This window comes from Paraburkholderia monticola (genome assembly GCF_001580545.1).
In the GTDB taxonomy this organism is placed as follows: domain Bacteria; phylum Pseudomonadota; class Gammaproteobacteria; order Burkholderiales; family Burkholderiaceae; genus Paraburkholderia; species Paraburkholderia monticola.
The window spans coordinates 100,269-125,404 of record NZ_LRBG01000031.1 but is presented as its reverse complement, the minus strand read 5'-3'; the positions used below and the strand labels follow the sequence as shown (position 1 = coordinate 125,404).

23 protein-coding genes are annotated in these 25,136 nt (G+C 62.2%); 16 read left to right on the top strand and 7 right to left on the bottom strand.

The window, feature by feature from the left end:
* The first annotated feature begins 62 nt into the window (after positions 1-62).
* The 3 genes from CI15_RS20080 to CI15_RS20070 all read left to right on the top strand — a co-directional run bounded on the left by CI15_RS20080 (position 63) and on the right by CI15_RS20070 (position 2,068).
* On the top strand, positions 63-758 hold the full coding sequence (locus CI15_RS20080; protein WP_062130176.1) for a transposase: 696 nt from the start codon (positions 63-65) through the stop codon (positions 756-758).
* 128 nt (positions 759-886) lie between these two features.
* Complete coding sequence (locus CI15_RS20075; protein WP_062130174.1) at positions 887-1,525, top strand: GNAT family N-acetyltransferase; 639 nt, start codon at positions 887-889, stop codon at positions 1,523-1,525.
* 321 nt (positions 1,526-1,846) lie between these two features.
* On the top strand, positions 1,847-2,068 hold the full coding sequence (locus tag CI15_RS20070; protein WP_063910554.1) for a hypothetical protein: 222 nt from the start codon (positions 1,847-1,849) through the stop codon (positions 2,066-2,068).
* 33 nt (positions 2,069-2,101) lie between these two features.
* Here the strand turns inward: CI15_RS20070 and CI15_RS20065 are convergent, their stop codons facing one another.
* From CI15_RS20065 to CI15_RS20050, 4 genes are all read right to left on the bottom strand, one after another.
* Complete coding sequence (locus CI15_RS20065) at positions 2,102-3,613, bottom strand: ATP-binding cassette domain-containing protein (RefSeq protein WP_062130170.1); 1,512 nt, start codon at positions 3,611-3,613, stop codon at positions 2,102-2,104.
* Complete coding sequence (locus tag CI15_RS20060; protein WP_062130169.1) at positions 3,610-4,536, bottom strand: branched-chain amino acid ABC transporter permease; 927 nt, start codon at positions 4,534-4,536, stop codon at positions 3,610-3,612. The genes CI15_RS20065 and CI15_RS20060 overlap by 4 nt, the downstream gene beginning before the upstream one ends.
* A 23-nt stretch (positions 4,537-4,559) precedes the next feature.
* The gene (locus tag CI15_RS20055; RefSeq protein WP_062130167.1) at positions 4,560-5,435 is read right to left on the bottom strand and encodes a branched-chain amino acid ABC transporter permease; all 876 of its coding nucleotides are present in this window, start codon (positions 5,433-5,435) and stop codon (positions 4,560-4,562) included.
* Between the two features lie 107 nt (positions 5,436-5,542).
* Positions 5,543-6,808, bottom strand: coding sequence for an ABC transporter substrate-binding protein (locus CI15_RS20050; protein ID WP_062130411.1), 1,266 nt, complete (start codon positions 6,806-6,808; stop codon positions 5,543-5,545).
* 545 nt (positions 6,809-7,353) lie between these two features.
* On the opposite strand from CI15_RS20050, the gene CI15_RS20045 reads away from it, so the two are divergent.
* From CI15_RS20045 to CI15_RS35500, 7 genes are all read left to right on the top strand, one after another.
* Entirely contained in the window at positions 7,354-8,610 is a 1,257-nt protein-coding gene (locus CI15_RS20045) for an ABC transporter substrate-binding protein (protein ID WP_062130165.1), read from the top strand.
* Between the two features lie 28 nt (positions 8,611-8,638).
* Positions 8,639-9,508: a carbohydrate ABC transporter permease gene (locus CI15_RS20040; RefSeq protein WP_062130163.1), complete on the top strand. Its 870-nt coding sequence runs from the start codon at positions 8,639-8,641 to the stop codon at positions 9,506-9,508.
* Entirely contained in the window at positions 9,508-10,359 is an 852-nt protein-coding gene (locus CI15_RS20035) for a carbohydrate ABC transporter permease (protein WP_062130161.1), read from the top strand. The genes CI15_RS20040 and CI15_RS20035 overlap by 1 nt, the downstream gene beginning before the upstream one ends.
* 13 nt (positions 10,360-10,372) lie before the next feature.
* Complete coding sequence (locus tag CI15_RS20030; protein ID WP_153041152.1) at positions 10,373-11,245, top strand: phosphatidylinositol-specific phospholipase C; 873 nt, start codon at positions 10,373-10,375, stop codon at positions 11,243-11,245.
* Positions 11,246-12,659: 1,414 nt separating this feature from the next.
* Positions 12,660-13,403: an acetoacetyl-CoA reductase gene (gene phbB / locus CI15_RS20020; protein ID WP_062130157.1), complete on the top strand. Its 744-nt coding sequence runs from the start codon at positions 12,660-12,662 to the stop codon at positions 13,401-13,403.
* Between the two features lie 307 nt (positions 13,404-13,710).
* Entirely contained in the window at positions 13,711-13,977 is a 267-nt protein-coding gene (locus CI15_RS20015) for a hypothetical protein (RefSeq protein WP_062130156.1), read from the top strand.
* Positions 13,978-14,078: 101 nt separating this feature from the next.
* Complete coding sequence (locus CI15_RS35500) at positions 14,079-14,333, top strand: hypothetical protein (RefSeq protein ID WP_075643737.1); 255 nt, start codon at positions 14,079-14,081, stop codon at positions 14,331-14,333.
* 89 nt (positions 14,334-14,422) lie between these two features.
* On the opposite strand, the gene CI15_RS20010 is transcribed toward CI15_RS35500, so the two are convergent.
* Positions 14,423-16,711 carry a putative bifunctional diguanylate cyclase/phosphodiesterase gene (locus CI15_RS20010; protein WP_062130154.1) on the bottom strand — a complete coding sequence of 763 codons (2,289 nt, stop codon included), beginning with the start codon at positions 16,709-16,711 and terminating at the stop codon, positions 14,423-14,425.
* Positions 16,712-17,195: 484 nt separating this feature from the next.
* On the opposite strand from CI15_RS20010, the gene CI15_RS20005 reads away from it, so the two are divergent.
* A complete protein-coding gene (locus CI15_RS20005; RefSeq protein WP_082814246.1) occupies positions 17,196-18,260 on the top strand; it encodes a LacI family DNA-binding transcriptional regulator in 1,065 nt (354 codons plus the stop codon).
* Here the strand turns inward: CI15_RS20005 and CI15_RS20000 are convergent.
* On the bottom strand, positions 18,244-18,819 hold the full coding sequence (locus CI15_RS20000) for a universal stress protein (protein ID WP_420915868.1): 576 nt from the start codon (positions 18,817-18,819) through the stop codon (positions 18,244-18,246). The genes CI15_RS20005 and CI15_RS20000 overlap by 17 nt on opposite strands.
* Before the next feature lie 789 nt (positions 18,820-19,608).
* On the opposite strand from CI15_RS20000, the gene CI15_RS19990 reads away from it, so the two are divergent.
* The 5 genes from CI15_RS19990 (at position 19,609) to CI15_RS19970 (ending at position 24,212) form a co-directional block, all read left to right on the top strand.
* The gene (locus CI15_RS19990; protein ID WP_062130149.1) at positions 19,609-20,784 is read left to right on the top strand and encodes an ABC transporter substrate-binding protein; all 1,176 of its coding nucleotides are present in this window, start codon (positions 19,609-19,611) and stop codon (positions 20,782-20,784) included.
* Positions 20,785-20,880: 96 nt separating this feature from the next.
* Entirely contained in the window at positions 20,881-21,741 is an 861-nt protein-coding gene (locus CI15_RS19985) for a branched-chain amino acid ABC transporter permease (protein ID WP_062130147.1), read from the top strand.
* Positions 21,738-22,751 (top strand): branched-chain amino acid ABC transporter permease, encoded by a 1,014-nt coding sequence (locus tag CI15_RS19980; RefSeq protein ID WP_082814245.1) that lies wholly within the window; start codon positions 21,738-21,740, stop codon positions 22,749-22,751. The genes CI15_RS19985 and CI15_RS19980 overlap by 4 nt, the downstream gene beginning before the upstream one ends.
* Entirely contained in the window at positions 22,748-23,512 is a 765-nt protein-coding gene (locus CI15_RS19975) for an ABC transporter ATP-binding protein (protein WP_062130142.1), read from the top strand. Before CI15_RS19980 ends, CI15_RS19975 begins: the two co-directional genes overlap by 4 nt.
* A complete protein-coding gene (locus tag CI15_RS19970) occupies positions 23,505-24,212 on the top strand; it encodes an ABC transporter ATP-binding protein (RefSeq protein WP_062130141.1) in 708 nt (235 codons plus the stop codon). The genes CI15_RS19975 and CI15_RS19970 overlap by 8 nt, the downstream gene beginning before the upstream one ends.
* Before the next feature lie 24 nt (positions 24,213-24,236).
* On the opposite strand, the gene CI15_RS19965 is transcribed toward CI15_RS19970, so the two are convergent.
* A complete protein-coding gene (locus tag CI15_RS19965) occupies positions 24,237-25,100 on the bottom strand; it encodes an alpha/beta fold hydrolase (RefSeq protein WP_062130140.1) in 864 nt (287 codons plus the stop codon).
* Between the last annotated feature and the right edge of the window lie 36 nt (positions 25,101-25,136).

The window sequence follows — 25,136 nt, the reverse complement described above, 5'->3', positions numbered from 1 at the left end:
ATCGTCGCGAGTCCGATACCTGTCGGGTCGCGTTCTCACCCAGGATTTCCGGTCAATTCAGCATGACAAGGCTTGCACGGCACTACGTTCCGGAACAACCGCAGCACGTAATTTTGCACGGGCTCAAGGGGCCCGCCTTCCTCGATGAAGGCGACTATCTATACTTCCTCGCCTGCCTGGCGGACGCCGCGCGCGTCGCCGATCTGGCCGTCCACGCGTGGGTGCTGATGCCTGACGCGGTCCAGTTGCTCGTCACGCCTGCCTACGAGTCGAGCGTGGCAATGGCGATGCAGGCGGTCGGGCGTCGCTATGTCGAGACCTTCAACCGCCGCCACGGACGTCGCGGTACGGTGTGGCGTGGCGAGTACCGGGCAACGGTGATCGAGCCCGATCGGTATTGTCTGCTTGCGAGTCAGGTCATCGATCATGCGCCGGTGCGCAAGCACCTCGTCGCCGAGCCGGGAAATTACCCGTGGTCGAGTTACACGCACCACGTCGGGCTGCGTGTCGATAGCTTCATCAAGGACCATCCACTCTACCGGGCACTCGGCGATACACCGCTCGCGCGTCACCAGGCTTATCGCGCGCTGGGCGCACAGCCTCTCGACGAATCCGAGGTCGATCACCTGATTCAGTCGACGCTCAATGGCTGGGTACTCGGCAGCGCCGCGTATTGCGAGTGGGCGGCGCAAACAGCCAACCGGCGTTTGATGCCCCTGCTGCTGCGTGACCGGCCGGCTGGAATGAAAAGGCTGTAAATCCAGAGGGCGGCGAGCAGATAGAAGATGTAGAGGTGGCGCCTCGACAGTCTTTACGACATTTTTTCTTGTGGCACGCAGAGGCCGTCTCTACACTGCGAATAAATCAGGAAGTGTGGAGAGATGTCTTGTCGAGGCCACCTGCAACGAGCGCAAAACCCCTATCCCTCACGCATCTCAAACGCGGCGTTCGCGATGTGGTGCTCAGACGCTTCGACCCGTCGCGCGACTCGTACGAGCAGCTCACGACGATGCTGCATCGCGCGTTCGAGCGCCTCGGCGCGATGGGGCTCAATTGCACTTGCGTGGATCAGGATGTGAGCGTGACGAAGCGCAGAGCGCAAGCGGGCGACTGCTTCATCGTGGTCAACGACGGCCATATCGTCGGCACCGTGACGCTCTATACGCGAGATCGCGAATCGGCCTGCGAGCACTACCATCGCGGCGATGTCGCCACGATCCGTCAGTTGGCTATCGATCCGTCATGGCAGAACCACGGCATCGGCAAATCCCTGCTGGCGTTCGCCGAACACTGGGCGGCGACGCGCGGCTACACGGAGCTCGCCCTCGACACACCGTATCCGGCAGCGCACCTGGTCGCCTTCTATCGCGCCCAGGGATTTCGCATGGTCGACGTCATGCGCTTCGCCGGCAAGGTCTACGACAGCGCGATATTGAGCAAGGCGCCTGTCGTCGCAAGGACACTGGCGGCATGGACGCATCAGATTGCGTTGCCGAGTGCTCGGTTCGTTCGCTTTGCGGTTTGAGGAACGATCGTCGCTTACGAAAATATGCGGTGCTCCTTACGTTTCCACATTGACTCGCCAGTTGCCCGTCTCCTAGACTTTAGACGTCTTCACAAACGGGGCTTTTGCCTTGGACACTTGCAGTAGTCGACCTTCGAATCAAGTCGCTGCCTGACCGGCAAGACGTCTGCGCCCGCCTTTTCCAGCCGCCGTCCTGCCGACAGGCAGACGGTGCGCGTCGTAGCAATATTCCCCGTGCACCTTGTTGATTAACCCATGTGGCGCCGCCTTTGGGCGCGCCGCATCGCTTCGCGTTGCCAGAACGTCTACGGAGAAAGCGCGATGAAATCGCTTCGCAAATTGCGCTCGCGTACAGCCGGACCCGCGTGGGGGCTGGTTTTCGGTGTCTTCATGATCGCCATTGGAATCGGCCAGGGCTTTTACGCCGTGGCAAACCATGACCCGAACCCGTTCGACGGGCCGATCGCGGTCGGTGCCACGCTAATCGGCATCTTCACCGCGGTGTACGCCGCTCGTGAAATCCGGCGCGGTAAGCCTCGATAACCGCAACACGACGATCGTCACAACGGGCGACTGTTATCTGCCGCTCGCGGCATCGGTCTCGCCGGCAGGCACCGCTTCGAGAAAGCCGCGCCCCATCTCGGCCTCGAAGCGCGACGCGCTGCCCTCCCAGATGATGCGCGCGTGTTCGAGCACATAGACGCGGTCTGCATGCGGCAGCGCGAACCTCACGTTCTGCTCGCCCAGCAGCACGGTAATGGGCGTGGACTTCTGAAGCGAATCCAGCGCTTTCGACAATTGCTCGAGAATCACGGGAGCGAGTCCGAGCGTCGGTTCGTCGAGAATCAGGAGCTTCGGCTGGGTCATCAACGCGCGCGCGATCGCGAGCATTTGCTGCTCGCCGCCGGAAAGCGTGCGCGCGGTTTGGCCCTGGCGCGACTTGAGGATCGGAAAGAGATCGTAGAGCCACGAGAGCTGTTTTGTGCGCACCGAATCGGCAAGATGAAAACCGCCGAGTTCGAGATTCTCGCGTACCGTCATGTCGCCGAATAGCTCACGCGTTTCCGGGCATTGCACGAGACCACCGCGCGAGATGGCCGCACCGCTCATACCGCGCAGATCGCGCCCGTCGAAACGAATCGTGCCCTTGTACGGCACGAGCCCCGAGAGCGCGTTGAAGAGCGTCGTCTTGCCCGCACCGTTGAGCCCGACAACCGATACGAACTCGCCCTCGCGGACTTGCAGGCTGACGTCGTCGAGTGCGCAGGCCTTGTCGTATAGCACGCGCACCCCGGCCACTTCGAGGATCGTGGGCTTCGCATTGGCCGCGAGTCCGGTGCGCTGACGCAGTTCCAGCTTGCCGCCCAGATAGACACGGCGCACCGTCTCGTTCTGCATCACTTCTTCAGCCGTGCCCTCGGCGACATGCTCGCCAAGGTACATCGCGAGCACGCGGTCGGCGAGCGCGGCGAGACTCTTCACGTTGTGATCGACCAGCAGCACCGCGCGACCTTCTGCGCGAAAGCCGCGAATCAGCTCGGAAAACGCCTCCGATTCGGCCACCGTCAGTCCCGCGAACGGCTCGTCCACCAGCACGACCTGCGGGTCGCGCGCGATCGCCTTCGCCATTTCCATGCGGCGCAGATCCGCGAACGGCAGCGTCGCGGGATGCCGATGCATGACGGCGGCCAGACCCACGCGCGCGGCAATTTCCTGGGCGCGCTCGTGCACGTGGGGTTCGGCAACGAGCTTGACGAGCGAGTCCGGCAGCAGCGCGAGCTTGATATGTTCCAGCACCGTTTGCCGATGAAGCGGCCGCGAATGCTGGAACACGATGCCCACGCCCGCGCGCGCGATGCGGTGCGGCGCCCAGCCCGCCATCTCCACGCCATTCACCTTGACCGACCCTGCATTGGGCCGCTCGATGCCCATGATCAGCTTCATGACCGTGGATTTGCCCGAGCCGTTCGGTCCGATCAAGCCGAGAATCTCACCGGGCCGGATGTCGAAGCCGATATCCTTGACGGCGACGAGACCGCCGAAGCGCTTGGTCAGCCCGCGTACGGAGAGCAGCGGCGTGTCGTTCATGGGCGCTCCCTCACACGCAGCAGATTGCCGAGCAGACCGTCGGGAAAGAACAGCAGCGCCGCCAGCGCGACCGCCGCGACGACGAACGTGTTCAACTGGCCGAGCGGACGCAGAAACTCGCCGGCAACGATCAGGAAGATCGAGCCGAGCACCGCGCCGAGTATCGTGCGCCGTCCGCCTAGCACGGCCGCGATGATGATCTGTACGCCCACGCTGAGATCGACCACCGTGCTGACGGAGGCCGTGCCCTGGTAGAACACCAGCATCGCGCCGGCCACGCCCGAGAAGACGGCGCTGATGCAGAAGGCCACGAGCTTGTGGCGCGTGACATTGAAGCCCAACGCCTGCGCGCCGGTCGCGTCCTGCCCGCTTGCCTGCAGGATCAGACCGACCGCCGAGCGCGAAAGGCCGAACAGCAGGATCGCGCAAACGATCAGGAACGCGAGCGCGATCCAGTAGTTATGGTTCGCATCGACCGACAACACGTCCGGCACTGTCATGCCAATCTCGCCGCCCGTCACGCCCGCAAAGATCACGATGGCGTTCTGCAGCAGCAGCACGGCCACGAGCGTGACCAGCCCGAAGTAAGGGCCGCGCAAGCGCAGCGCCGGCACCGCGAGCAACAGGCCGCCCACCAGCGCGACGCCGCCGCCCGCGATCACGCAAACGGGGATCGGCAGGCCCCAGCGGGCGTCGAGTATCGCAGCCGAATAGGCACCGAGTCCGATCAGAAACGTCGGCCCGAAGTTGACCTCGCCGGCGAAGCCGAACAACAGGTCCCACGACATGGCGAACACGCCGAAGTAGTACGCAACCGTCAGCACCCCCAGGATGTATCCCGAGAGCCACCATGGCAATGTCGCCGCCATCACGGCGAGCGCGACGGCAATCCATGTGCCACGCGAACGGAGAAGAACCGACATGGGGGTACGCTCCATTCGCAGGGTTAGCGTCGTCCCAGGAAGCCCTGGGGCCGCACATACACCACCAGCACCAGCAGGAGCAACGCGGGCAGCGGCCGCAGGGTCGGCGCAATGAGATAGGCCGTGACCGTTTCCAGATAACCGACGACATACGCGGCCATCAACGAGCCGGACACGCTGCCAAGGCCGCCCAGCACGACAATCGAGAACGCGCTCGCCGTGAGTTGCCCCGCATTGTTCGTGCTCACGCCGAGGAACGAAGCGAGCAGCACGCCCGCAATGCCGGCCAGCACGCCATAGATGGTCCACGCGAGAAGATAGATGCGTGAGAGTTCGAAACCGAGCAGCGTGAGACCGCGTGGATTCATCGAAGCCGCGAGCAGCGCCTTGCCTGCACGCGTGCGGTTCACGAATAGCCACAACAGGCCGATCACGGCCCAGCAGACCACCGCGATCATGATCTCGTTGAACGGCACGCGCACGCCGCCCACCATCGCCACACCGCTGATCAGCGGGCGCATCGTCACAGGGTTGTCGGTGAAGAGCCACGCCATGCCCTGCTGGATCATGATGCCCCACAGCAGCGTACCGGTGAGCACGAAGATTTCCTTTTCTTCGCCGGGAATCGCAGCCGAACGCTGAATGGGCCGCACCACCATCAGGTAAGTGACGAAGGCTGTCACGAGACCCGCCAACACGCCGAGCAGCGTGCCGAGATAGGTGCCGAGTCCCACTTCGCCCGCGAGCATCCAGCCCATCAGCGCCGCGACCAGCATCACGCCGCCGTGCGCGAGGTTCAAGATGCCGGAGACGCCGAAGATCAGCGTGAAACCGATCGCGCCCAGCGCATAGAGGGAACTGATCGCAAAGCCGTCGATGAGAATCTGCAGTAGCAACATGCGCGGCCCTTCATGTCGGTTGGGGTGTCGATGCGTGCGCTGTGCGGACCTTCGCTACGCGCAGGTCCGCACAGACCGGGACAACATCCATCGCCATCGCCGCGCGACTAGTTCGCGCTTGCCTGCTGCACCTTGATGAAGGTCGGGAACTTGACCGTCCCGTTGGCCAGCGACTTGGGCCAGATCGCGACCTGCTTGCCGTTCTGCCATTGCAGGTTGATGCCGGTGATATAGCCTGGCCCGTACTTCAACGCGTGCGTGAACTGATCGTTCTTGCCGTAGAACTGCCAGCGTCCGATCGTGCCTTCGTAGTCGGTTTTCTCGAGCGCGTCGACCATCTGGTCCGGATCGGTCGAACCTTTGTTGCGCTTGATTGCGTCCGCGATGATGTAGACGAGGTCATAGCTCGTGAAGCCGCAATACGCCGGAGAAACGCCGAATTTCTTCTGGTAGGCATCCGTGAACGGTACCGTTTTCGGCGTGATCGCCACGCCCGGCGCCGCGGCCGAGGCCGTGATCACGCCTTCGGTCGCGCCGTTCGTGTCCTTCCAGAAGCTCGTGGTCGTGGCCTGCGAGCTTTGTCCCGACATCGGGATCGGCACTTGCTGGTCGTGCCATTGCACGGTCGGCTGCACGCCAACGTGGCTGATGCCGGTGGTGATCGTATCGGGGTGCTTGGCCTCGATCTGGTTGAAGATCGGCGTGAAGTCCGAGGTATCGGGATTGAAGCGGATATGGTCGAGCACCTGAAGGCCGGCTTTAGGCAGACATTCCAGGTAGCGTTCGTCGAGCGGCTTGGTCCACGCCGCGTCCTCGCTCATGACGACCGTCGTTTTCATCTTGAACTGGCCGACCAGAACATCGTGCGAGAAGTCGCAGATCGATTGCGCGATGAACGCCGAGGTCATCCAGCCGTGGAAGGTGTACTTGTAGTGGTCGTAGTCGTCGTGAACGTGCTTCGAGATGTCGTTGCTGGCCGCGCCCGGCGTGATGAAAGGCATCTTCAGGCGTCCCGACCACGGTTCCATCGCGAGCGCCACTTCGCTGATGTAGCTGCCGATCACGGCGACCACCTTATCCTGGGTCGCGGCTCGCTGAAACGCGCGCACGCCGTCCGAGGCCGACGAATGATCGTCGTAGGCGACGATCTGGATGGGCCGGCCATCCACTCCGCCCTTCGCGTTGATCTCGTCCGCGGCGAGCTGCGCCGCCTTGCTGATCGAGGCGCCCGCCACTGAGGACTCTTCGCTGATCACGCCGATCTTGATCGGGTCGGCCGCCGCATGGGCGCCCGCCGCCAGACCTAGCCCCGCCGCTACCATCCCCGTCGCGACGGCGCAATGAAGGTTTCGCCACACTCTGTTACTGGACATCATGCATCTCCGATTCGAAAGGATCGTTGAGCAACATCTGCCCGCCACATTGCAGCATTTGAAGAATGCGCCCACAACAATATGCACGGGCGTTCGGGCACTCAATCGGTACAAACGATGAGCGGGTCCCCACCGAGTTCATGGTGCGCAGCGGAAAGAACTCCGCCTTCCGCACCGCCGCAAAGGCAATTTTTTCTTGTTCGGAAGCGGCGGCGATTTCTCGATGGATCAGTGATCCTTATGTTTCTCTGATTCGTTATGCCAACTATTGCTCCGCTTCGCGATATGCCGGAACCAGAGCCCGAGGTCTGAATTCAGCCAGCGCATCTGAAGCCGATTTCATGACTGGCACACCTGCGTGCGCCTTCGAACACTACGGCGCAACCCCGCTTGATGACATATGTTTGTCATGCTAGGTTGCTGCAATCTCGCTGCCGCATCTGGCATCAATTATTCGCGCCTCCGCGCGCGATGAAGAAAAGCGGGGTGGGTTGCTCTGGACTCATCGCACGCAAACGCCAATCCCCAAGAGGAATTCGAGAGCCATGGCTTCAATGATCCAGCGGACGACCCTGCTCGCCTGCCTGCGCGCGGCATCCGTCGCGGCTTCCCTGTCCATCGCCGCGCTCGGCGCCCATGCCGCGGATCTCGTGATCGCGGGCCGGGACGACATCTACGGCCGCGGACTCGCGCAGGCGGTGGACGGCTACAAGAAACAGCACCCTGGCGTCGAGATCGAGTTGCTGAAGCTGCCGAACAACGACCTCTATCAGAAACTGAAGCTCTCGTTGCGGGAAAACACGCGCGCCTATGACCTCGTGATGATGGACGACACCTGGTCGCCCGAATTCATCGCCAACGGATGGCTTCAGCCGCTGCCCACCACGCTCGCGGATGCCGACATGGTGACCTCCACGGTCGCGCTGGGACGCGCGCCGACCGGCACCCTGTACGCGATGCCGATCGTCGGCAACGTCGAGATGTTCGCCTATCGCAAGGATCTGCTCGCGAGTCGCGGCCTGCAGCCGCCGCGCAACTGGGACGACGTGCTGAAAATCGCGCAGACCATCGGCACCGCCGACAAGGACGTTTCGGCTGTCGTGTTTCGCGGCGTGAAGGGCAACCCCGTCGTCACCGGTTTTCTGCCGATCCTTTGGGCCTATGGCGGAGAAGTCATCGACACGAATGGCAAGGTTACGATCGATTCGCCCGAGGCGCTGGCCGCCCTGAAGATGCTCCTCGCTCTCAAGAAGTGGGCACCAAAGGACGTCGACGTCTATGGCGCCGGCGAAGTGCGCGACGCGTTGCAGGGCGGCACGGCCGCGCAGGCCATCGAAGTATGGCCCGCCTGGCTGCCTGCGCTCGACGACCCGGCGAAGTCGCGCGTCGTCGGCCAGGTCGCGCTGCAACCGCCGCCGGGCGAGATCAAGGGGCCGGCGCCGATGCTCGGCATCTGGCAAATGGGCATTGCGAAAGATGCCGCGCATGCGAAAGTGGCAGCGGATTTCCTGGCCTATCTGACCTCGTCGCAAACGCAAACGCAACTGGCCGTGCTCGGCATTCCGCCGACGCGCAAGAGCGTCTTTGCCAATCCGACGCTCGTCAAGCAATACCGCTGGTATCCGGATCAACTGAAGGCGCTCGAAGCGGGCCGCGCGCGGCCCCGCGTGAAGGACTGGCAGCAGGTCGAGGCGATTCTCGGCGACGCGTTGCAACTCGCGCTGACGGGGCAGGCCGCGCCCGATGCAGCCCTGCATCAGGCCGCGCAGAAGATCGCCCAGGCCAACGCCACGTCGCAGTGACGGCACAGGCCACCGTGGGAACGGGCCGATGAGCCGGTTGCGACGTTATCTGCCGCTGATCGTCCTGATGAGCCCAGCCGCGCTCGTGCTCGGCGTGCTGGCGCTCTACCCCGTGGCGCGCGTGCTGATCGATTCGTTTTTCTCGGTCGACTATGCATCGGGACATCGCGCGTTCATCGGGCTCGCCAACTATCGATCGGTCATGGCCGACGGCGAGTTCGGCACGAGTTTCGTCAATACGATCCAGTTCATGATCGTGGCCTCGATCGCTGAAGTCCTGTTCGGCCTCGCGCTCGCGCTGCTGTTCGTGCGCGCGTTTCCCGGCCGACGCATCGCGTTGCCGCTCGCCGTGCTGCCGATGATGCTCTCCACGCTCGTGTGCTCGGCCATCTGGCGCAACTGGCTCAATTACAAGGGCTTTCTGAACGCGCTGCTCGTTGCGGTGGGTCTGCCGCGAGTGCCCTGGCTATCCGATCCGCACCTCGCGCTGTGGTCGCTGATGCTGGTCGATATCTGGCAATGGACGCCGATGGCCTTCCTGGTCATTCTCGCGGGACTGCAGTCGATTCCGCCCGACGTCGCGGAGGCGGCGCGCACCGATGGCGCGAACGAATGGCAGTGCCTGCGCTACATCACGTTGCCACTCGTGGCGCCGCACCTCGCGCTCGCCATGCTGCTGCGCTCGATCGACACCTTCAAGCTATTCGACAAGGTCTACGCGTTGACGGGCGGCGGTCCCGGCAATGCCACGCAGACACTATCGACCTACATCTACGACACCGGCTTCCGGTTCTTCAACGTTGGACCTGCCAGCGCGGCTTCGGTACTGATGCTGATCACGTGCGCGGTGCTAGTCTCGGGATACATATGGAAATCGGCCGTCAAACGCGACCGGTGATGCCACTCGCGCGCCTTCAGGGTTTCGCGCGACGCTCATCCGGTGCAGCGGTGCGAGGGCTGTTGCGCCTCGCTGCGCTGGCGGTGTTGCTGCTGCCGTGCGTATGGATGGCTGGCGCGGCCTTCATGCCGACGCTGGAACGCCTCGCTCATCCGTTGGCGCTGTGGCCTTCGGCGCCCACGTTCGAGCATTTCGCGGCGGTTTGGGAAAGCGGCATGGCCCAGTCGGTGCTGAACTCGGTGTGGGTCGCGCTGGGCGCCACGTTGCTCGCGCTCGCGCTGGCGTTCCCGGCCGCCTACGCCCTCGCGCGGCTCGCGTTTCCCGCGCGGCTCGATCTGCTGTTCCTGATGCTCGTGCTGGCGCTCAAGCTGATGCCGCCGATCACGGTAGCCGTCCCGCTCTTTTCGCTGGCCAAGTGGCTCCATCTGCTCGACTCGCTGTTCGGGCTGATACTCGTGTATCAGTTGTACGCGTTGCCGATGGCGATCTGGATGTTGCTGCCGTTCGTGCGCGACGTGCCGATCGAATTCGAGGAGGCCGCGGCGCTCGACGGCGCGAACCTCGCGCAACGCATCGTCTTCATCGTCGTGCCGCTTTGCGCGCCGGGTCTCGTTGCCACCGCGATCTTCGTGTTCATCCTTGCATGGAACGAGTTTCTGCTGGCGCTGTTGTTCGTCTCGTCGCCGAGTCATTTCACGCTGCCGCTCGCCATGGCGGGTTATGTGACCGAGAACGGCATCGACTGGGGAGAACTGATGAGCGCGGGGCTGATTTCGTCGGTGCCGACGCTGCTGCTCGCGGGCTATGTGCAGCGCTATCTGTTGCAGGGTTTTTCCGGCGGGTTGAAATAGCGTGCGTACTGCCATGACCGACTCCACCATTTCGCCGGCTGACTGGATGGCGGCCATCGACGGCAACCGATTGCTTTGCGCACTGACCTTGCCCGGCAGCCACGACACCTGCGCCTATACGGTCGACGACCGGCTCGCGCGCACGCAACAGGCCACGCTCGATGAGCAGATGCATCATGGCGTGCGGGTCCTCGACATCCGTTGTCGCCATGAGCGCGATCGCTTCGCGATTCATCACGGCGGCATTCCGCTGGGCCTCACTTTCGAGGACGTGGTGCGGACCTGCACTGAGTTTCTCGCGCGACACCCCGGCGAATGCATCGTCATGTCGGTCAAGGACGAATGGCCCGCGCGTGACTGCACCCGCACGTTTGCCGCGACCTTCGAATGGTATGTGGAGCGGCACCCGGAGGCGCGCTGGCACCTTGCCGCGGAACTGCCGCTGCTACAGGCAGTACGCGGCGGCATCGTGCTGTTGCGGCGCTTCGCGAGCGAGAAGCCGCTCGGCATCGATATGACAGCCTGGCCCGACAACGCGACGTTCGACATCGGCAACGTGACGGTTGCGTTCACCATCCAGGACGAGTTTCGCGTGCCGGTGCCGGCATCGATCGCTTACAAATGGCGCGCCATCGATGCGTTGCTGAACCGCGCCCCAGGCCTGTGCGGCGAACGTTGGGTGATCAACTTCTGCAGCGGCACGGGGATGGCCGCACCGCCCGCCGTGGTGGCGTTCGGCGATACACGGCACTCCGGTATCCACGCGCAGCTTGAAGAGCGACTCGCGGCTCGTTCGGAACCGTGCGGCACGATGCTGCTCGACTTCTGCGATTGGCAGGACTGGCGCCTCGTTCGTGCATTGATCGATTGCAACCGGAGCCGATAAGGCTTCATCGCGCGATCGACTTTGCCCGCGAACCTCAGCGCGGTTCCTTGTTCGTCGCAGGCTGCCGCGGCGGCTGCCTCGGTTCCTGCCCGCGCTGCGCCGGTTCACGCGTACAGGCGTCCGGGGGCGTGACATAAGGAACGTCGTCGCGACAACACGCGTAAATCGGAAAGCCGTACGCGTTCGTGCCGACGATGGTCGTTGGCCCGTGCAACGGGCACACCGCCTTCATGGCGTCTCCTTGAACTCATCGTTCAATGGCTTCCATCTTACGCTCGCGGGTGAGTGACATTCGACATGGCGAAGTACCCGCGAAAATGCAGCTCGGTTTATTTCTATTAGATCGAGCCCTGCGACATTGGCATCGACATCGGCTTCGGTTTCGACGAAAAGGGAAAGCAGATGGCTCATGCCATCCAGGCTGCGCTGCGTGCAAGCGCCGCCCCTCTCGCACAGCGGGCCTCAGGCTAGCTTGTCGCTCCTTGCACACTATGCAATGATGCATGCAATGCACGCTCGCCGCCGTCTCCCGTTGTTTTGGCCATCGAGATGAAGGTTCCGGCCGATGCGGCAGTGCGCAATCGGCGTGCCCGCTCACCTTTGCGATGGGCCGCCATGCCTTAATTCAGACGGTTAGACGTCAACTCAAGCCCGGTCGGTAATCCTCGCGTACGGGCCTTAGTGTTAGGGTATTCACCTAGATTTTCTTCCCGAAAATTTAACATTTTGAAGTTAGAATAAAACTTCTAACATCGATTGTTATGTCATTGCATGACAATTGATGTAAGGATCTGAAATGTCCGGTCAGTGGCACGACCGGCCAATCGCGTTGCAGCAAAACCGGTCGGTTGCAGCGCGGCGATCAGGACCGCGCCCTCTTTCGACTGTTGAATACCGGTAGCAAATCGATCCGATATCGAGCGAACTGGTTTGGTTTAATTAGTCGTACTAATACGACTATTACTCAGGCATTCTCAGCGATCGACAATCTGCCGATTAATAGAGCATGTGGTTGCCTGACAAGTGGTTTCGAATATCAATTCAGGAGAAGTAATGAACGACCGTTCGTCCGAATATTTTTTGGAGTTCTGTCGAACGAATATGTCGATTTTCTTTTCGCTCGTCGGCGAAGCATTCGAAGCGGCACGGTCGGGCGAGCACGCCTGACCACTCGGGGCATCTGGAAATTATGAGTCGTGCGCCGGTACGGCATGCCGTCGTTCTCCGGCGCATCTGACTCCAATCGCGCAATACCACAAGCGTATAAAAACCCGCGCAGTTTGATCAATGCTGATTCCGTCTCTCCGCTCACGCTGGAGGCGGCAACGCGTTGTGGCAAAGCAATGGCGGGTTGTGCGAGACAGCCATTGGATATTCTCGATCCTCGCAGACATTAAGTTCACGGATGGAAAGGATGACGAAACGAATCGCAGTAGTAACTGGCGGCATGGGTGGTCTCGGAGAATCGATCAGTACGAAACTGCATGACGCCGGGTATGCGGTGGTAGTCACGCACTCGCCGAACAACACCGGTGCGGATCAATGGTTGGCGGACATGGAAGCTCAGGGCCGGAGCTTTCGCGCTTTCCCTGTCGATGTAGCCGACTACGACTCATGCCAGCATTGCGCGGACAGAATTCAGGCGGAAGTCGGCCCGGTCGACATCCTGGTGAACAACGCGGGGATCACCCAGGACATGACGCTCAGGAAGATGGACAAGGTCAACTGGGATGCCGTCATTCGCACCAACCTCGACTCGGTGTTCAACATGACCAAACCGCTGTGCGAAGAGATGGTCGCGCGCGGTTGGGGACGCGTCATCAATATTTCCTCCATCAATGGTTCAAAAGGCTCGGTCGGCCAGACCAACTACGCCGCGGCCAAGGCTGGCATGCATGGCTTTACCAAGTCGCTAGCGCTGGAAGTCGCGCGCAAAGGGGTCACCGTCAACACGATTTCGCCGGGTTACCTGGCAACGAAGATGGTCACCGCGATTCCGCAGGAGATCCTCGATACGAAGGTCCTGCCGCAGATCCCGATGGGACGTCTCGGCAAGCCCGAGGAAGTGGCGGCGCTCGTGGTCTATCTGTGCTCGGAGGACGCCGGCTTCGTGACCGGCTCCAACATCGCGATCAACGGTGGCCAGCACATGCAGTGAAGCGACAACATTGCGCCGGTACGCGCCGCCACATCGGACGAGCCGGCGAGCACCATTCACGCAACACCCCTGTGCTTCCACGAGAGGAACGTGTCATGAGTGAAACCTGGATGGGCATGATCATCGGGGGCTCCGCCCTCAGTATCGCAATGCTTCTGGTGATCGATCACTATCGTCGTGAGCGTAGACGGGCAAGACTGCTGCGACATCTGGATCATCATGAGTGGTGGCATCAACCACGCAGGCGCATGTAAAGGCATCGCCCGCGCAGAGAACAAATCAGACACATAGAGAGAGGGGCTGGAGGATGACAGCGGAAATAGCCGGACGATCAGAGGTCACGGGCCATCAGATCACGGTTCGTACGAAGCGCGGCGGCATGCGGGTCGCGGCGGTGTGGCAGGTGTTGATGCCGGTCGCTCATGCGATCGAGCACGTCCGGATTACCAGTAACCGCAAGCGCGATGTCGAGGACATGACGATAGCGTTTGCCGAGCGGTTCTCCGGGTCGTTGCAAATCATTCTCGGACAGTTCAAGACGATGACTTGGGTTGCGGCCGCGGAGCTTAGCTAAAGCGAAAAGCCGGGGCCGTACCGCTTGCGATGAGTCGAACTGGCCAAGTGAAGTCGAAAGTACAAGACCGGACCCAGCCGGTCACCACATGAGAGAAGTGGATGAAAACAACAATCAAGAAAGGGCCTCGCGATGCCGAGAGCCCCTATACACCGCTGACCGCCGAGGATGCGATTTCCCATCTCGAACGGATCCTGGCGAGCGAAGGCGCGGATTCATTGTTCAGCCGAACCTACTGGCGCGCACGCGTTCAGCAGGTGAGTGCTACACAAGGGCTGACTCCGCACCAGCAGGCAAGGTTGATCAGGCTGCTCGAGTCTCTGCCACCCCCGCTTCGCAGTGAAGAGCCGTGTTAGCCCGGCGTCCTCGTGTTGGCGGCGCAGCACCACGCCATCGTGAAGGCACTGCGCGAATCAGAGAAAACCTGTTCGGGCGTTGAACGATATCAGCCTGCTGGCATCTGCTGTCGCTGCGCTTCGACCCAGAGGACAAAGTCTCGGGGCGACAGCGGCGGCGAGAACAGATATCCCTGGTACATCAGGCAGCCGTAGTTCTGTAGAAAATCGCGCTGTGCTCGCGTTTCCACGCCTTCAGCGATGACACTCAGATTCAGCACGTTGCCGATGTTGATCAGCGTCTGCGCCAGAGACTCGGACATCGCATCGGTTCCGATGCCCCGCACGAAGCTTTTGTCGATCTTCAGTTCCTTGACCGGGATCCGATGCAGATAGCTCAACGACGAGTAACCCGTGCCGAAGTCGTCGATCGACAGCGCGATTCCAAGGGCACGTATCGCGTCAAGCGACGCGCGTATGTCATCGGCCGACTCATCGAACATGACTCCCTCGGTCATCTCGAGGATCAGGTCCGCGGGCTGCAGACCATGAACGCGCAAGGTGTGCGCAATAAAGGCAGGATAGTCTGGCCGCTTGAAGTCGGCGGCACAGACATTCACTGAGATGCCCGGAACGTCGATGCCCTCGGCGCGCCACTCGGCCAGTTGGCGACAGGCCTCGTCGAGCACCCAGCTATCCAGTTCGGTAATCAGCCCGCTTTCTTCCGCGATGGCGATGAAACGCTCCGGCGACACGACCCCCAGTTTCGCGTCGTTCCATCGAACCAGGGCTTCGACGCCCTGTAGCGCCCCGGTCACATCGACCTTGGGCTGGTACGCGACGCTCAGGCCCCCTCCTCGCAACGCTCGTTGCAGCGCGATTTCCAGCTCGAGTTGCTCTTTGGCTTGACGCTCATAGACAGGGGCATAGAAATGCACCTGGTTGCGTCCTGCGCTTTTCGCCTTGTACATCGCCATGTCTGCATTGCGCAGCAGGGTATCGGCATCCTGCCCGTCGTGCGGATACAGCGAGACGCCGATGCTCGCACTGAGCGTGATGCTGGTGTCGGCTTTCGTGCTGACGCTGATCGGCTGGTACAGGGTCTGCAGGATGCGCCCCGCTACATGGGCGGCCCGATGTACGTCGCAATTTTGCAGTATGGCCAGGAACTCGTCTCCGCCGAGGCGGCCGATCACGTCCTCGCCCCGAACACAATCGCGCAGACGCCGCGCGGTTTCGCTCAACACTTCGTCGCCGACATCATGGCCCTGCGTGTCGTTCACCCGTTTGAAGCGGTCAAGATCAATGAACAAGACTGCCGACTGTGACGAATTCCGTCCGCTTTCCGTCAGGACACGAAGCATCTCCTTGTTGAGTTGTGCCCGATTGGGCAAGCCGGTCAACGCATCGAACCATGCGAGCGTCTTCAACTGGCGTTCCATCGCGAGTCGCCTACGCAATTGCGCGCTGAACATCAGACATAGCATGATGGTGAGCGCATCCAGTATGACGGTGACGATGCCGATGGCGAACGCCCGCTTACGCCACTCGGCGAAGATGTCGTCAGTCGCGAGACCGACGACCACCACGAGCGGATAGTTTCCGATCCGCCTGAAGCTGTATAGACGCTCGACATGGTCGATCACCGCAACGTCGACATAGGTTCCGTGATCCGACTGCACGAGCGTCGAAAACGAATGGCCGCCGGCCAGCGAGCGGCCTATATCGTCCCGGTGATACGGTTGCCGCATCACGACGGTCCCATCCGTTTCCAACAGCGTCAGGGTTCCGTGATCGCCGAGGATCGAGTCTTCGAATAGATGGTGGAAATAGCTCAGCCGGAGCGTACCCGCAACGATGCCTGCGAACTGGCCGTTTGCATCGTCGAGGCGCAGGCTCAGCGCTATCGACGGCTTCCCAGCGCCCAGGCGTGACATGAAGGGCTTGCTGAGATACAACCCAGCCCCTTTTTGCCGCTGTTGAACCTGGAAGAAATCGCGCTCGCTCACATTGAGCTTCGGCGGCTGAATCCAGCGGGAATCGAGGGTGCTGTTACCGGCAGCATCCGCCGCGAAGATCGCGCCCAGCTCCCTTACGTTCTTGGCCGCGCTGAATGCGACGAGGTGCCGGGCATCTGGAGTGAGTTGGAGCGTGGCGGGGGTCTCCATACTCGTCACGACATCCCGCATGGCAAGCTGACAGATGTCGAGATTGTGCTCGGTCTCCTTTTCCAGCGAGAGCGCGAGATTGTTTGCGGCGTCGCGGGCCTGCGTCATCGCGTCCAGCCTCATCTGGTACAGCGAGACTGCGGTGACGCCGGTGGTCGCAAGCGTGATGGCAATCCCCGCGAAAATGAACAGAGCGGGTTTTGCCAGAAGCGAGCGCGTGATTCGAATCATAGACTTCCGCATCGGGACGGCATCCGGCCTGTTTTTAGATCAGCCATCGTATGTATAAGCCGGACGACACGTACCATTACGGATCAAACAAAGGCCTGCCGCGCGGCGCGGCGGCGATTCATTCTGTATATCGACAAGGATGGGGAAATCTTTACGCTCGCCGTGGCCGGTAGTTTCCCGCGGAGCCGAGCCCGATCGGCTCGAGAAGGGAAAGCGTTTTCATCGCATGCATCGCACTCCTGTACATCGAACCGTATCGCCGAACTGATTTTCTATCGCTACGCCAGCGGCAGAAAATTGAACGTGCGCTGAAGCCCAACTACGAACACAAGCCGGCACCGGTATCCGGCGTGGCCATTTCTCGATGCGGCATCGAGTGGCGCGCTGCGCAGCGGCGTTCGCGAGGGTCAGCGATCGGGATGCCTTTACGCGCACGCGGATTATCGATAACATCAGGAAAATTTTGGAAAACGTTATCTCGACAATGAAGAAAAGTGCCACAACGATTCGCGACGTCGCCGCCGCGGCCGGCGTCTCGGTCGCCACGGTGTCGAAGTACATGAATGGGGCCCAGCGCTTTTCAGCGACAGTCGAAGCCCGGCTCAAGGAAGCCGTCGAGCAGCTTGGATATCGCTCGAATCCGCTCGCCCGGTCGATGATTACCGGGCAGACGCGCACCATCGGCGTGGCCATCCTCGATATCCGCAACCCCCACTTCACGAACATCGTCAAGGGTGCCAACCGGATCGCGCTGCAACACGACTACACGCTGCTGCTGGTCGACACGGAAGAAAGCGGCGAACGCGAGCGATCGCTGATCGAGTCGCTCGCCCAGCGCGTCGACGGCATGATCGTCAGTTCGCGCATGCCCGACGATTCGCTTCAATGGCTGGTCGATCTGGACAAGCCTGTCGTGCTGTTCGGACGCAGCGAGCGTTTTCCGCTCACCAGTGTCGGAACCGATGGCTATCTTGCCGCGTATATGCTCGCCAGCCACCTTGTCAACATGGGCCACCAACGACTTGCCTACCTGGGTTTCGCCCGGTCGCGCTGGAACGACGAGCGGATTCGCGGTATCACGAGCTGTTTGCAGAGCTCCGGCTTGTCGCTCGAGGTTCACGACGCGCCCGCTCCCTCCGCGGCCGCTGGAGAGCGCGGCTGCTCGGCCATCATGCTTGGCCCGAACCCGCCGGACGCCGTGATTTGCTACAACGACCTGATCGCCTTGGGTTTCATGAAGGAAGCACGCGGTCTCGGTCTTCGCCTGCCGCAAGACGTGTCGGTAGCCGGCTTCGATAACGTGCCGTATGGCGAATATGCGTCGCCCGCACTGACGACGATGGATCTGCAAAGCGAAAAGATGGGTGAGCTCGCGATGACCAAGCTCATCAAACGACTGGGCGGCATGGGCGAACCGGATAGCGAATACACCAATCTGGAGCCGCGCCTCATTGTGCGCGAATCGACCATCCGCCGCACAGCGTCACCCGTTCAGGCAGATGCCGATTCGAACGGCTCTCGCAACCCGGCTGTCAATGCAGCATCGTGATGGGCTTGGGACTCAACCGCCACAGCTTCGCGAGCAAGCCCCACTTCCGGAAGAAGCCAAGGCCACTCGCATCGAGCACCACCACGTCTGCGCCATTCGTCGCGGCATAAACGGCGATGGTCTTTTCAGGCGGCCCGAAAACGCGCTTCCAGGTGTAGGGCACACCAGCATCGTCGAGGACTGCGCAAGTGCGCGTCAGCGCATCACGCATCGATGACTTCTCGCGTCGCCGCAGCGCCGCGGGCGACTGGTACGCAACCGCGCGCCCTTTCTCCACTTCCTCGAGCACCTCGACCAACTGCACCCGCGCCACGCATTTTTCAGCGAACAGAAACGCGGCGTGGCGCGCGGCTTCGAGCGCGCCTTCCTTGCACAGCACCGGGATCAGCAGCGTCAACATCTTCAACCTCGACCGAAGGAATTTCCTGTTTTCCATTTCAGCATCCGCGATATCAAGACGCAGAAAAACTTCGGACCAGGTGTGTAAAAGCGATATCAAAATCGAGTGTCGCTGCGCTTTGCGTTGGTCGGCTGGCCGCGTGCCGCCGAATGGCGGCATCCGGGGGTTGCGATTTCTTTCCGGGGGTATCGAATTTGCTTATCGCGGTCGACGCGATAGAACGCCAGCGGCAGCATGGAAGCCTCGCCCACGAGGTCCATCAAGACCAGCCAGGCGTGGCTACGCAACAGTCTCATCGCCCCTCCCCGCGTGCGCGTTCGGCAATGCGCGATGCGCCCTGAAGCATTCGTATGTGGTTAACCCGCTCTTTCAACCCACGGCGCGCGTGCTTATCGTGCTGGGTGCGAACGGCGGGCGATCAGCCTTGACCAGCATGCCGCCATCCGCGGCCATCGCATGCGCGCCCAAGACGGCGCGCGTCTTCCGCGGCGAAGGGGCGACCGTCAAATCGGCGTGTCGAAAAACGCGCGGAAAAGCGAACCAAAATACCTGTGCCGCCGGCATCGCCGGACGGTTTCACGGGCGAGCAGAACACAATCGAGAGGCCTCCGTAGAGGGGACAAGAGATGTTCGGATGCAAGATGATTGACGTCAACGCCTTATCCGCCCGACCCGGTCTACCGCTGGTCCAAGTGCGAGCGCGCCCCGCCCACTACGGCTATGTCGATCCCGTACGCCGTCCCCGCGAAAAGAACAAGCACAGTCACTAGCCACTGGCAGGCTCACTGCCGCATTCGCCGTGACCGCCCCGACTCCCAACCGACCAGACCAACCCCAGCTTCGGGTGTGCAAACCGTTACGCCGGATCCCGCTCACCGCGTTCTCCCAGCCATGATCGAGGGGTCCGATTTTCAACGTTGTTACGTGGTTCGTTAGCAAGGAAATCGAATGCAAAACAAAAAGCGCACTTTGCTCAAGGCCGCGGCCGCGCTCGTGCTGGCAGGTTCGAGCGTACTCGCCCATGCGGACGATGTGGTCAAGATCGGACTCATCGTTCCGATGAGCGGCCCGTTCGCTTCCACGGGCCGCCAGATCGACGCGGCGGTCAAGCTGTATATGGCCCAGCACGGCGACACGGTCGCGGGCAAGAAAATCCAGGTCATTCTGAAGGACGACACCAACGTTCCGGACACCACCAAGCGCCTCGCGCAGGAGTTGATCGTCAAGGATCACGTCGCCGTGCTGGCCGGCTTCGGGCTGACTCCGCTGGCTCTCGCCGCCGCCCCGCTCGCGACCCAGGCGAAGGTGCCGATGGTCGTGATGGCCGCGGCCACCGCGATGATCACGGAGCAGTCGCCTTACATCGTGCGCTCGGGCTTCACGCTGCCGCAAAACACCTTGGGCATCGCCCGTTGGGCGCCGAAGAACGGGATCAAGAAGGTGGTCACGCTGGTGGCCGACTACGGTCCCGGCATCGACGCGCAGAACTCCTTCAAGAAGGTGTTCGAAGCGGAAGGCGGCAGCGTCGTCGAGCAACTGCGCGTGCCGGTCGCCAACCCGGACTTCTCGCCGTTCCTGCAGAAGGTCGCCGACCTCAAGCCCGATGCGCTGTTCATCTTCGTGCCGTCGGGCGCCGGTGCCGTGTTCATGAAGCAGTTCGCCGAGCGAGGCCTGAGCAAGCAGGGCATCAAACTGATCGGTACCGGCGACGTGGTCGACGACGACATCCTGAACGGCATGGGCGATGTGGCGCTGGGCACGGTGACATCGATGCACTACACGGCCGCGCTCGACAATCCCGAGAACCGCGCCTACGTTGCCGCCTTCGAAAAAGCCAACCCCGGCATGCGACCGAACTTCCACAGCGTCGGCGCTTATGACGGCATGCATCTGATCTACGCGGCGCTGGAAGCCACCAAGGGCGACACCAATGGCGACAAGCTGCTGGCTGCCATGAAGGGGCAGAAATGGAACAGCCCGCGCGGTCCGGTGGAGCTTGATGCGCAGACGCGCGAGATGATCCAGAACGTGTACATCACCCGGACGGAACGGGTGAATGGCCAGCTGTTCAATGTGCCGTTCGACAAGGTCGAGGCCGTCAAGGATCCGGCCAAGATCAAATAACCTCGCCACAGTGAGGCAGGCAGTATCCAGATGCTCCGACTTGCCCGCCGCGCCCCTCGCACTGCCAGGGGCGCGGCGTTTCGGTGGTAAAAACTCATGCTAACCATTCTCTTCGACGGTATCGCCTACGGCATGCTTCTGTTCGTGCTGGCGAGCGGTCTGGCCATCACGCTGGGGTTGATGAACTTCGTCAATCTCGCGCACGGCGCCTTCGCCATGGTGGGCGGCTACGCCACGGTGCTCGCCATGTCGCGTCTGGGCGTCCCCTTCTTTTGCGCATTGCCGCTTGCGTTCGTCGCCTCGGCCGTGCTGGGCGGCATCCTCGAACGCACGCTCTACAAGCGGGTGTATGGGCAATCCGAGCTCAACCAGGTGCTGTTTACGATCGGGCTGACCTTCATGGCCATCGCGACGGTCGACTACTTCATGGGCTCGACCCAGCAGTTCCTGAACCTGCCGCAGTGGCTCCAGGGCCGCACGGTATTCGCCGGCATCGGCATCGGTTACTACCGGTTGTTCGTGATCCTCGTCTGCGTGGTGCTCGTCATCGCGCTTCAGCTGATTCTGACCCGGACGCGCTTTGGCAGCCAACTGCGCGCAGCGGTCGATGATCCGCGCGCGGCGAGCGGCCTCGGCATCAACATCAACGTCGTGTTTCTGACCACCTTCGCCTTCGGTTCGGGCCTCGCCGGCCTCGGGGGCGCGCTGGGCGCGAACATGCTCGGCCTCGATCCGATCTTCCCGCTCAAGTTCATGATCTATTTCCTGGTCGTAGTCGCGGTAGGCGGCACGACCTCGCTGACCGGTCCGTTGCTGGCCTCGCTGCTGCTGGGCATCGCCGACGTGGCGGGCAAGTACTACATCCCCGATCTGGGGGCGTTCATCATCTACGGCGTCATGATCATCACCCTGATGTGGCGACCACAAGGCCTGTTCGTCAGGGCGGGGGGCAAATGAAGTCGGCAACTTCTAGCGAAACGGGCACATCGGCGCTTGCGCCCGAAGTCCGCAGCATGGGCAGGCAGTGGTCGCGCTGGCGCCCCGTGGAAATCATCTTCTGGATCGTGGCCCTGGGCGTCAGCCTGATACCGCTGAATAACTACCTGTTGCTCAACGAGATGGCGATCCTTGCGTTGTTCGCGGTATCGCTCGACTTGATCCTCGGCTACACCGGCATCGTCTCGCTGGGCCATGCGGCCTTTTTCGGTCTCGGCGCCTATTCGGCCGCGCTGCTGGCCAAGCACTTCAATGTGGATCCGCTGCTGGGCATGCTGCTCTCGTGCGGGGTGTCGGCGCTGACGGGCCTGCTCACGAGCGTGCTGGTGATGCGCGGTTCGGACCTCACGCGCCTGATGGTGACGCTGGGCGTGGCCTCCATCCTGCATGAACTGGCCAACAAGCTGAGCTGGCTCACCGGCGGCGCCGACGGCATGACGGGCGTGCCGATGGTGCCGCTCTTCGGGCATATCGAGTTCGATCTGTTCGGCAAGGTGGCCTACCTCTACTCGATCGTCACGCTGTTCGTGCTGTTCGTAGTTGCGCGCGCCGTGGTGAAGTCGCCATTCGGCATGTCGCTGCAGGTGATCCGCCAGAATCCGCTGCGCGCGGCGGCCATGGGCGTGCCGGTCAACCTGCGCCGTACCGCCGTGTACACGTTGAGCGCTGCCTACGCGGGCGTGGCCGGCGCCCTGCTCGCGCAGACCACGGGCTTCGCATCGCTCGACGTGCTCGACTTCCACCGCTCGGCCGACGTGCTGCTGATGCTGATGATTGGCGGCGCGGGCTATCTGTATGGCGGCATCATCGGCGCAGTGGTATTCAGATTCATGCAGGACCAGCTGGCGGACATCACGCCGCAATACTGGCAGTTCTGGATCGGGCTGCTGCTGGTGATCATCGTGATCGTCGGTCACGAGCGCCTCGTGCGTCCGTGGACATGGTTCCGTCGCAGCGGGGGCAACCCATGACGATCGCGCTGCAGACATTCAATCTGGTCAAACGCTTCGGCGGTCTCGTCGCTACCAATGACGTGTCGATCGCGGTCGAGAAAGGCGCCCGCCAGGCCCTGATCGGCCCCAACGGCGCCGGCAAGACCACGCTGATCAATCAGCTGACCGGCGTGCTCGCGCCGAGCTCGGGGCGCATCGAGCTCGAAGGCCACGACATCACCTCGCTGTCCGTGCACAAGCGGGCCCGCGCGGGGCTGGTCCGGACCTTCCAGATCAACCAGCTTTTCAAGCACATGACGCCGGCCGAATCGCTCTCTGTGGCCATCTCCGAGCGCGATGGTCTCGGCGCGCGCTTCTGGCGCGCGCTCGGTCATCGCGGCGAAGTCATGGACGAGGTCGCTGCACTGCTCGATCAATGCAAGCTGATCGACGTCATGCATCGCGAAACCCGCGTGCTGCCCTACGGCAAGCAGCGCCTGCTCGAAATCGCGCTGGCGCTCGCGGCGAAGCCGCGGGTGCTGCTACTGGACGAACCGGTGGCCGGTGTTCCCGACGGCGAACGCCGCGAGATTCTCAATACGGTCGCCGCGTTGCCCGAAGACGTGACCATCGTGCTGATCGAGCACGACATGGACCTGGTGTTCAGCTTCGCCAAGCGCATTTCGGTGCTGGTCAGCGGCGGTCTGCTCACCGAGGGTGCCTGTGCCGACATCGCCCGCGACCCTCGCGTGAAGGCCGTGTATCTGGGTGAGGAGCTGGCTGGAGGCGAATATGTCTGAATTGTTGAGGCTGGAAGGAGTCGCGGCCGGCTACGGCGAAGCCCGAATCCTCGCGGGTATCGATCTGGCCTTGGATCAAGGCCAGGCGCTGGCGCTGCTGGGTCGCAACGGCACGGGTAAAACCACGCTGATCAATACGATCGTCGGCCACACGCGTCGTTTTGGCGGGCGCATCTGGCTCGATGGCAAGGACATCACCGCTTTCAAGCCGCATCAGCGGGCGCGGGCGGGCATTGGCTGGGTGCCGCAGGAACGCAACATCTTCAAGTCGTTGACGGTCGAGGAGAACCTAACGGCGATCGCCGTGCCCGGTCCCTGGGATCTGGCTCGCATCTACCGGATGTTCCCTCGCCTGCAGGAGCGCCGCGCGAACATGGGCAACCAGCTTTCCGGCGGCGAGCAGCAGATGCTGGCCATCGGCCGCGCGCTGATGCTCAATCCGAAGGTGCTGCTGCTCGACGAACCGCTCGAGGGCCTCGCGCCCATCATCGTGCAGGACTTGATGCGCATCCTCTCGGACATCATCCGCGACGAAGGCCTCTCGGTGATTCTGGTCGAGCAGAATGCCCGCAAGGCCCTGAGCATCACGCACAACGCCGTGGTGCTCGAGCGCGGCTCGGTCATTCATTCGAGTTCGGCGGCCGAGCTGCTGGCCCAGGATGACAAGATCGATACGTTGCTGGCCGTGTCGCAACACTGAGCGGCGCCCGATGCGCCGGGCGGACTACGCCGCGAAAGCCGTGACCGCCCGGTTGAATGCATCCGGTCTCGCGACGTTCATCCCATGCGACGCGCCGCCGATCGTTTCACGTTCGGCAAACTCGATCCACTGTTCCAGCTTGTCGACGGTATTGCGGAACATGCGAGGACTTTTCTCGCCGTCGATCAGCAACGTACGGCACTTGATATCCCGGGCCGCTTCCGGCGAATAAGCGGGAAGCGGATCGAGCAACTGCTTGGGCAGCGTGAGCGCGTTGTCGAGCGCCATGCGACGAAAACTCTCCGGGCTTTTGCTCCAGAAGCCCGGCATGCTGACGGAATCCACGAACATCGACAGGCCCGCGTCGAACTCGCCGCGCTGGATCAGTTCGGCGACACGGGTTCGCAAGACGTTGGTCGCCGGCGGCATGGACGCGGACTGACCCCTCGATTCGGTTTGCAGCGGGCCGCCAGGATCGGCTAGCGTCAGCGTTTTCACGAGGCGCGGATATTCGCGCGCCAGATGAAAAGCCACGCAGCCGCCGCGCGAGTGACCAACCAGATGCACAGGAGCAAGCTCGAGCGCCGTGATGAATTCGGCAATCTCCTCGACGTGCGCCTCCCAGCTGAATTCGCTGCGCCCAAACGCGTCGACCTCGGGCCAGTAGTGGCTCAAGCTGGGCGCAAAGCAGTGAAAGCGGCCTGACAGGGAGGCCATCTGGGCGTCCCAATAGCGATAGTCACACAGCGAGCCGTGCACGAATACCATGGGCTCGCCCTGCCCGCGCTCGACGTACGGTACGGCAAGACTCGATGCGGTGGTCACAAACGACGGCGCAGCCGCGCCATAAACCGAGGCCAGAATCGATGGGCTAGTACGTGCATTCATCACAGCGCTCCTTTTGGCGACACTATCGATGCTGTG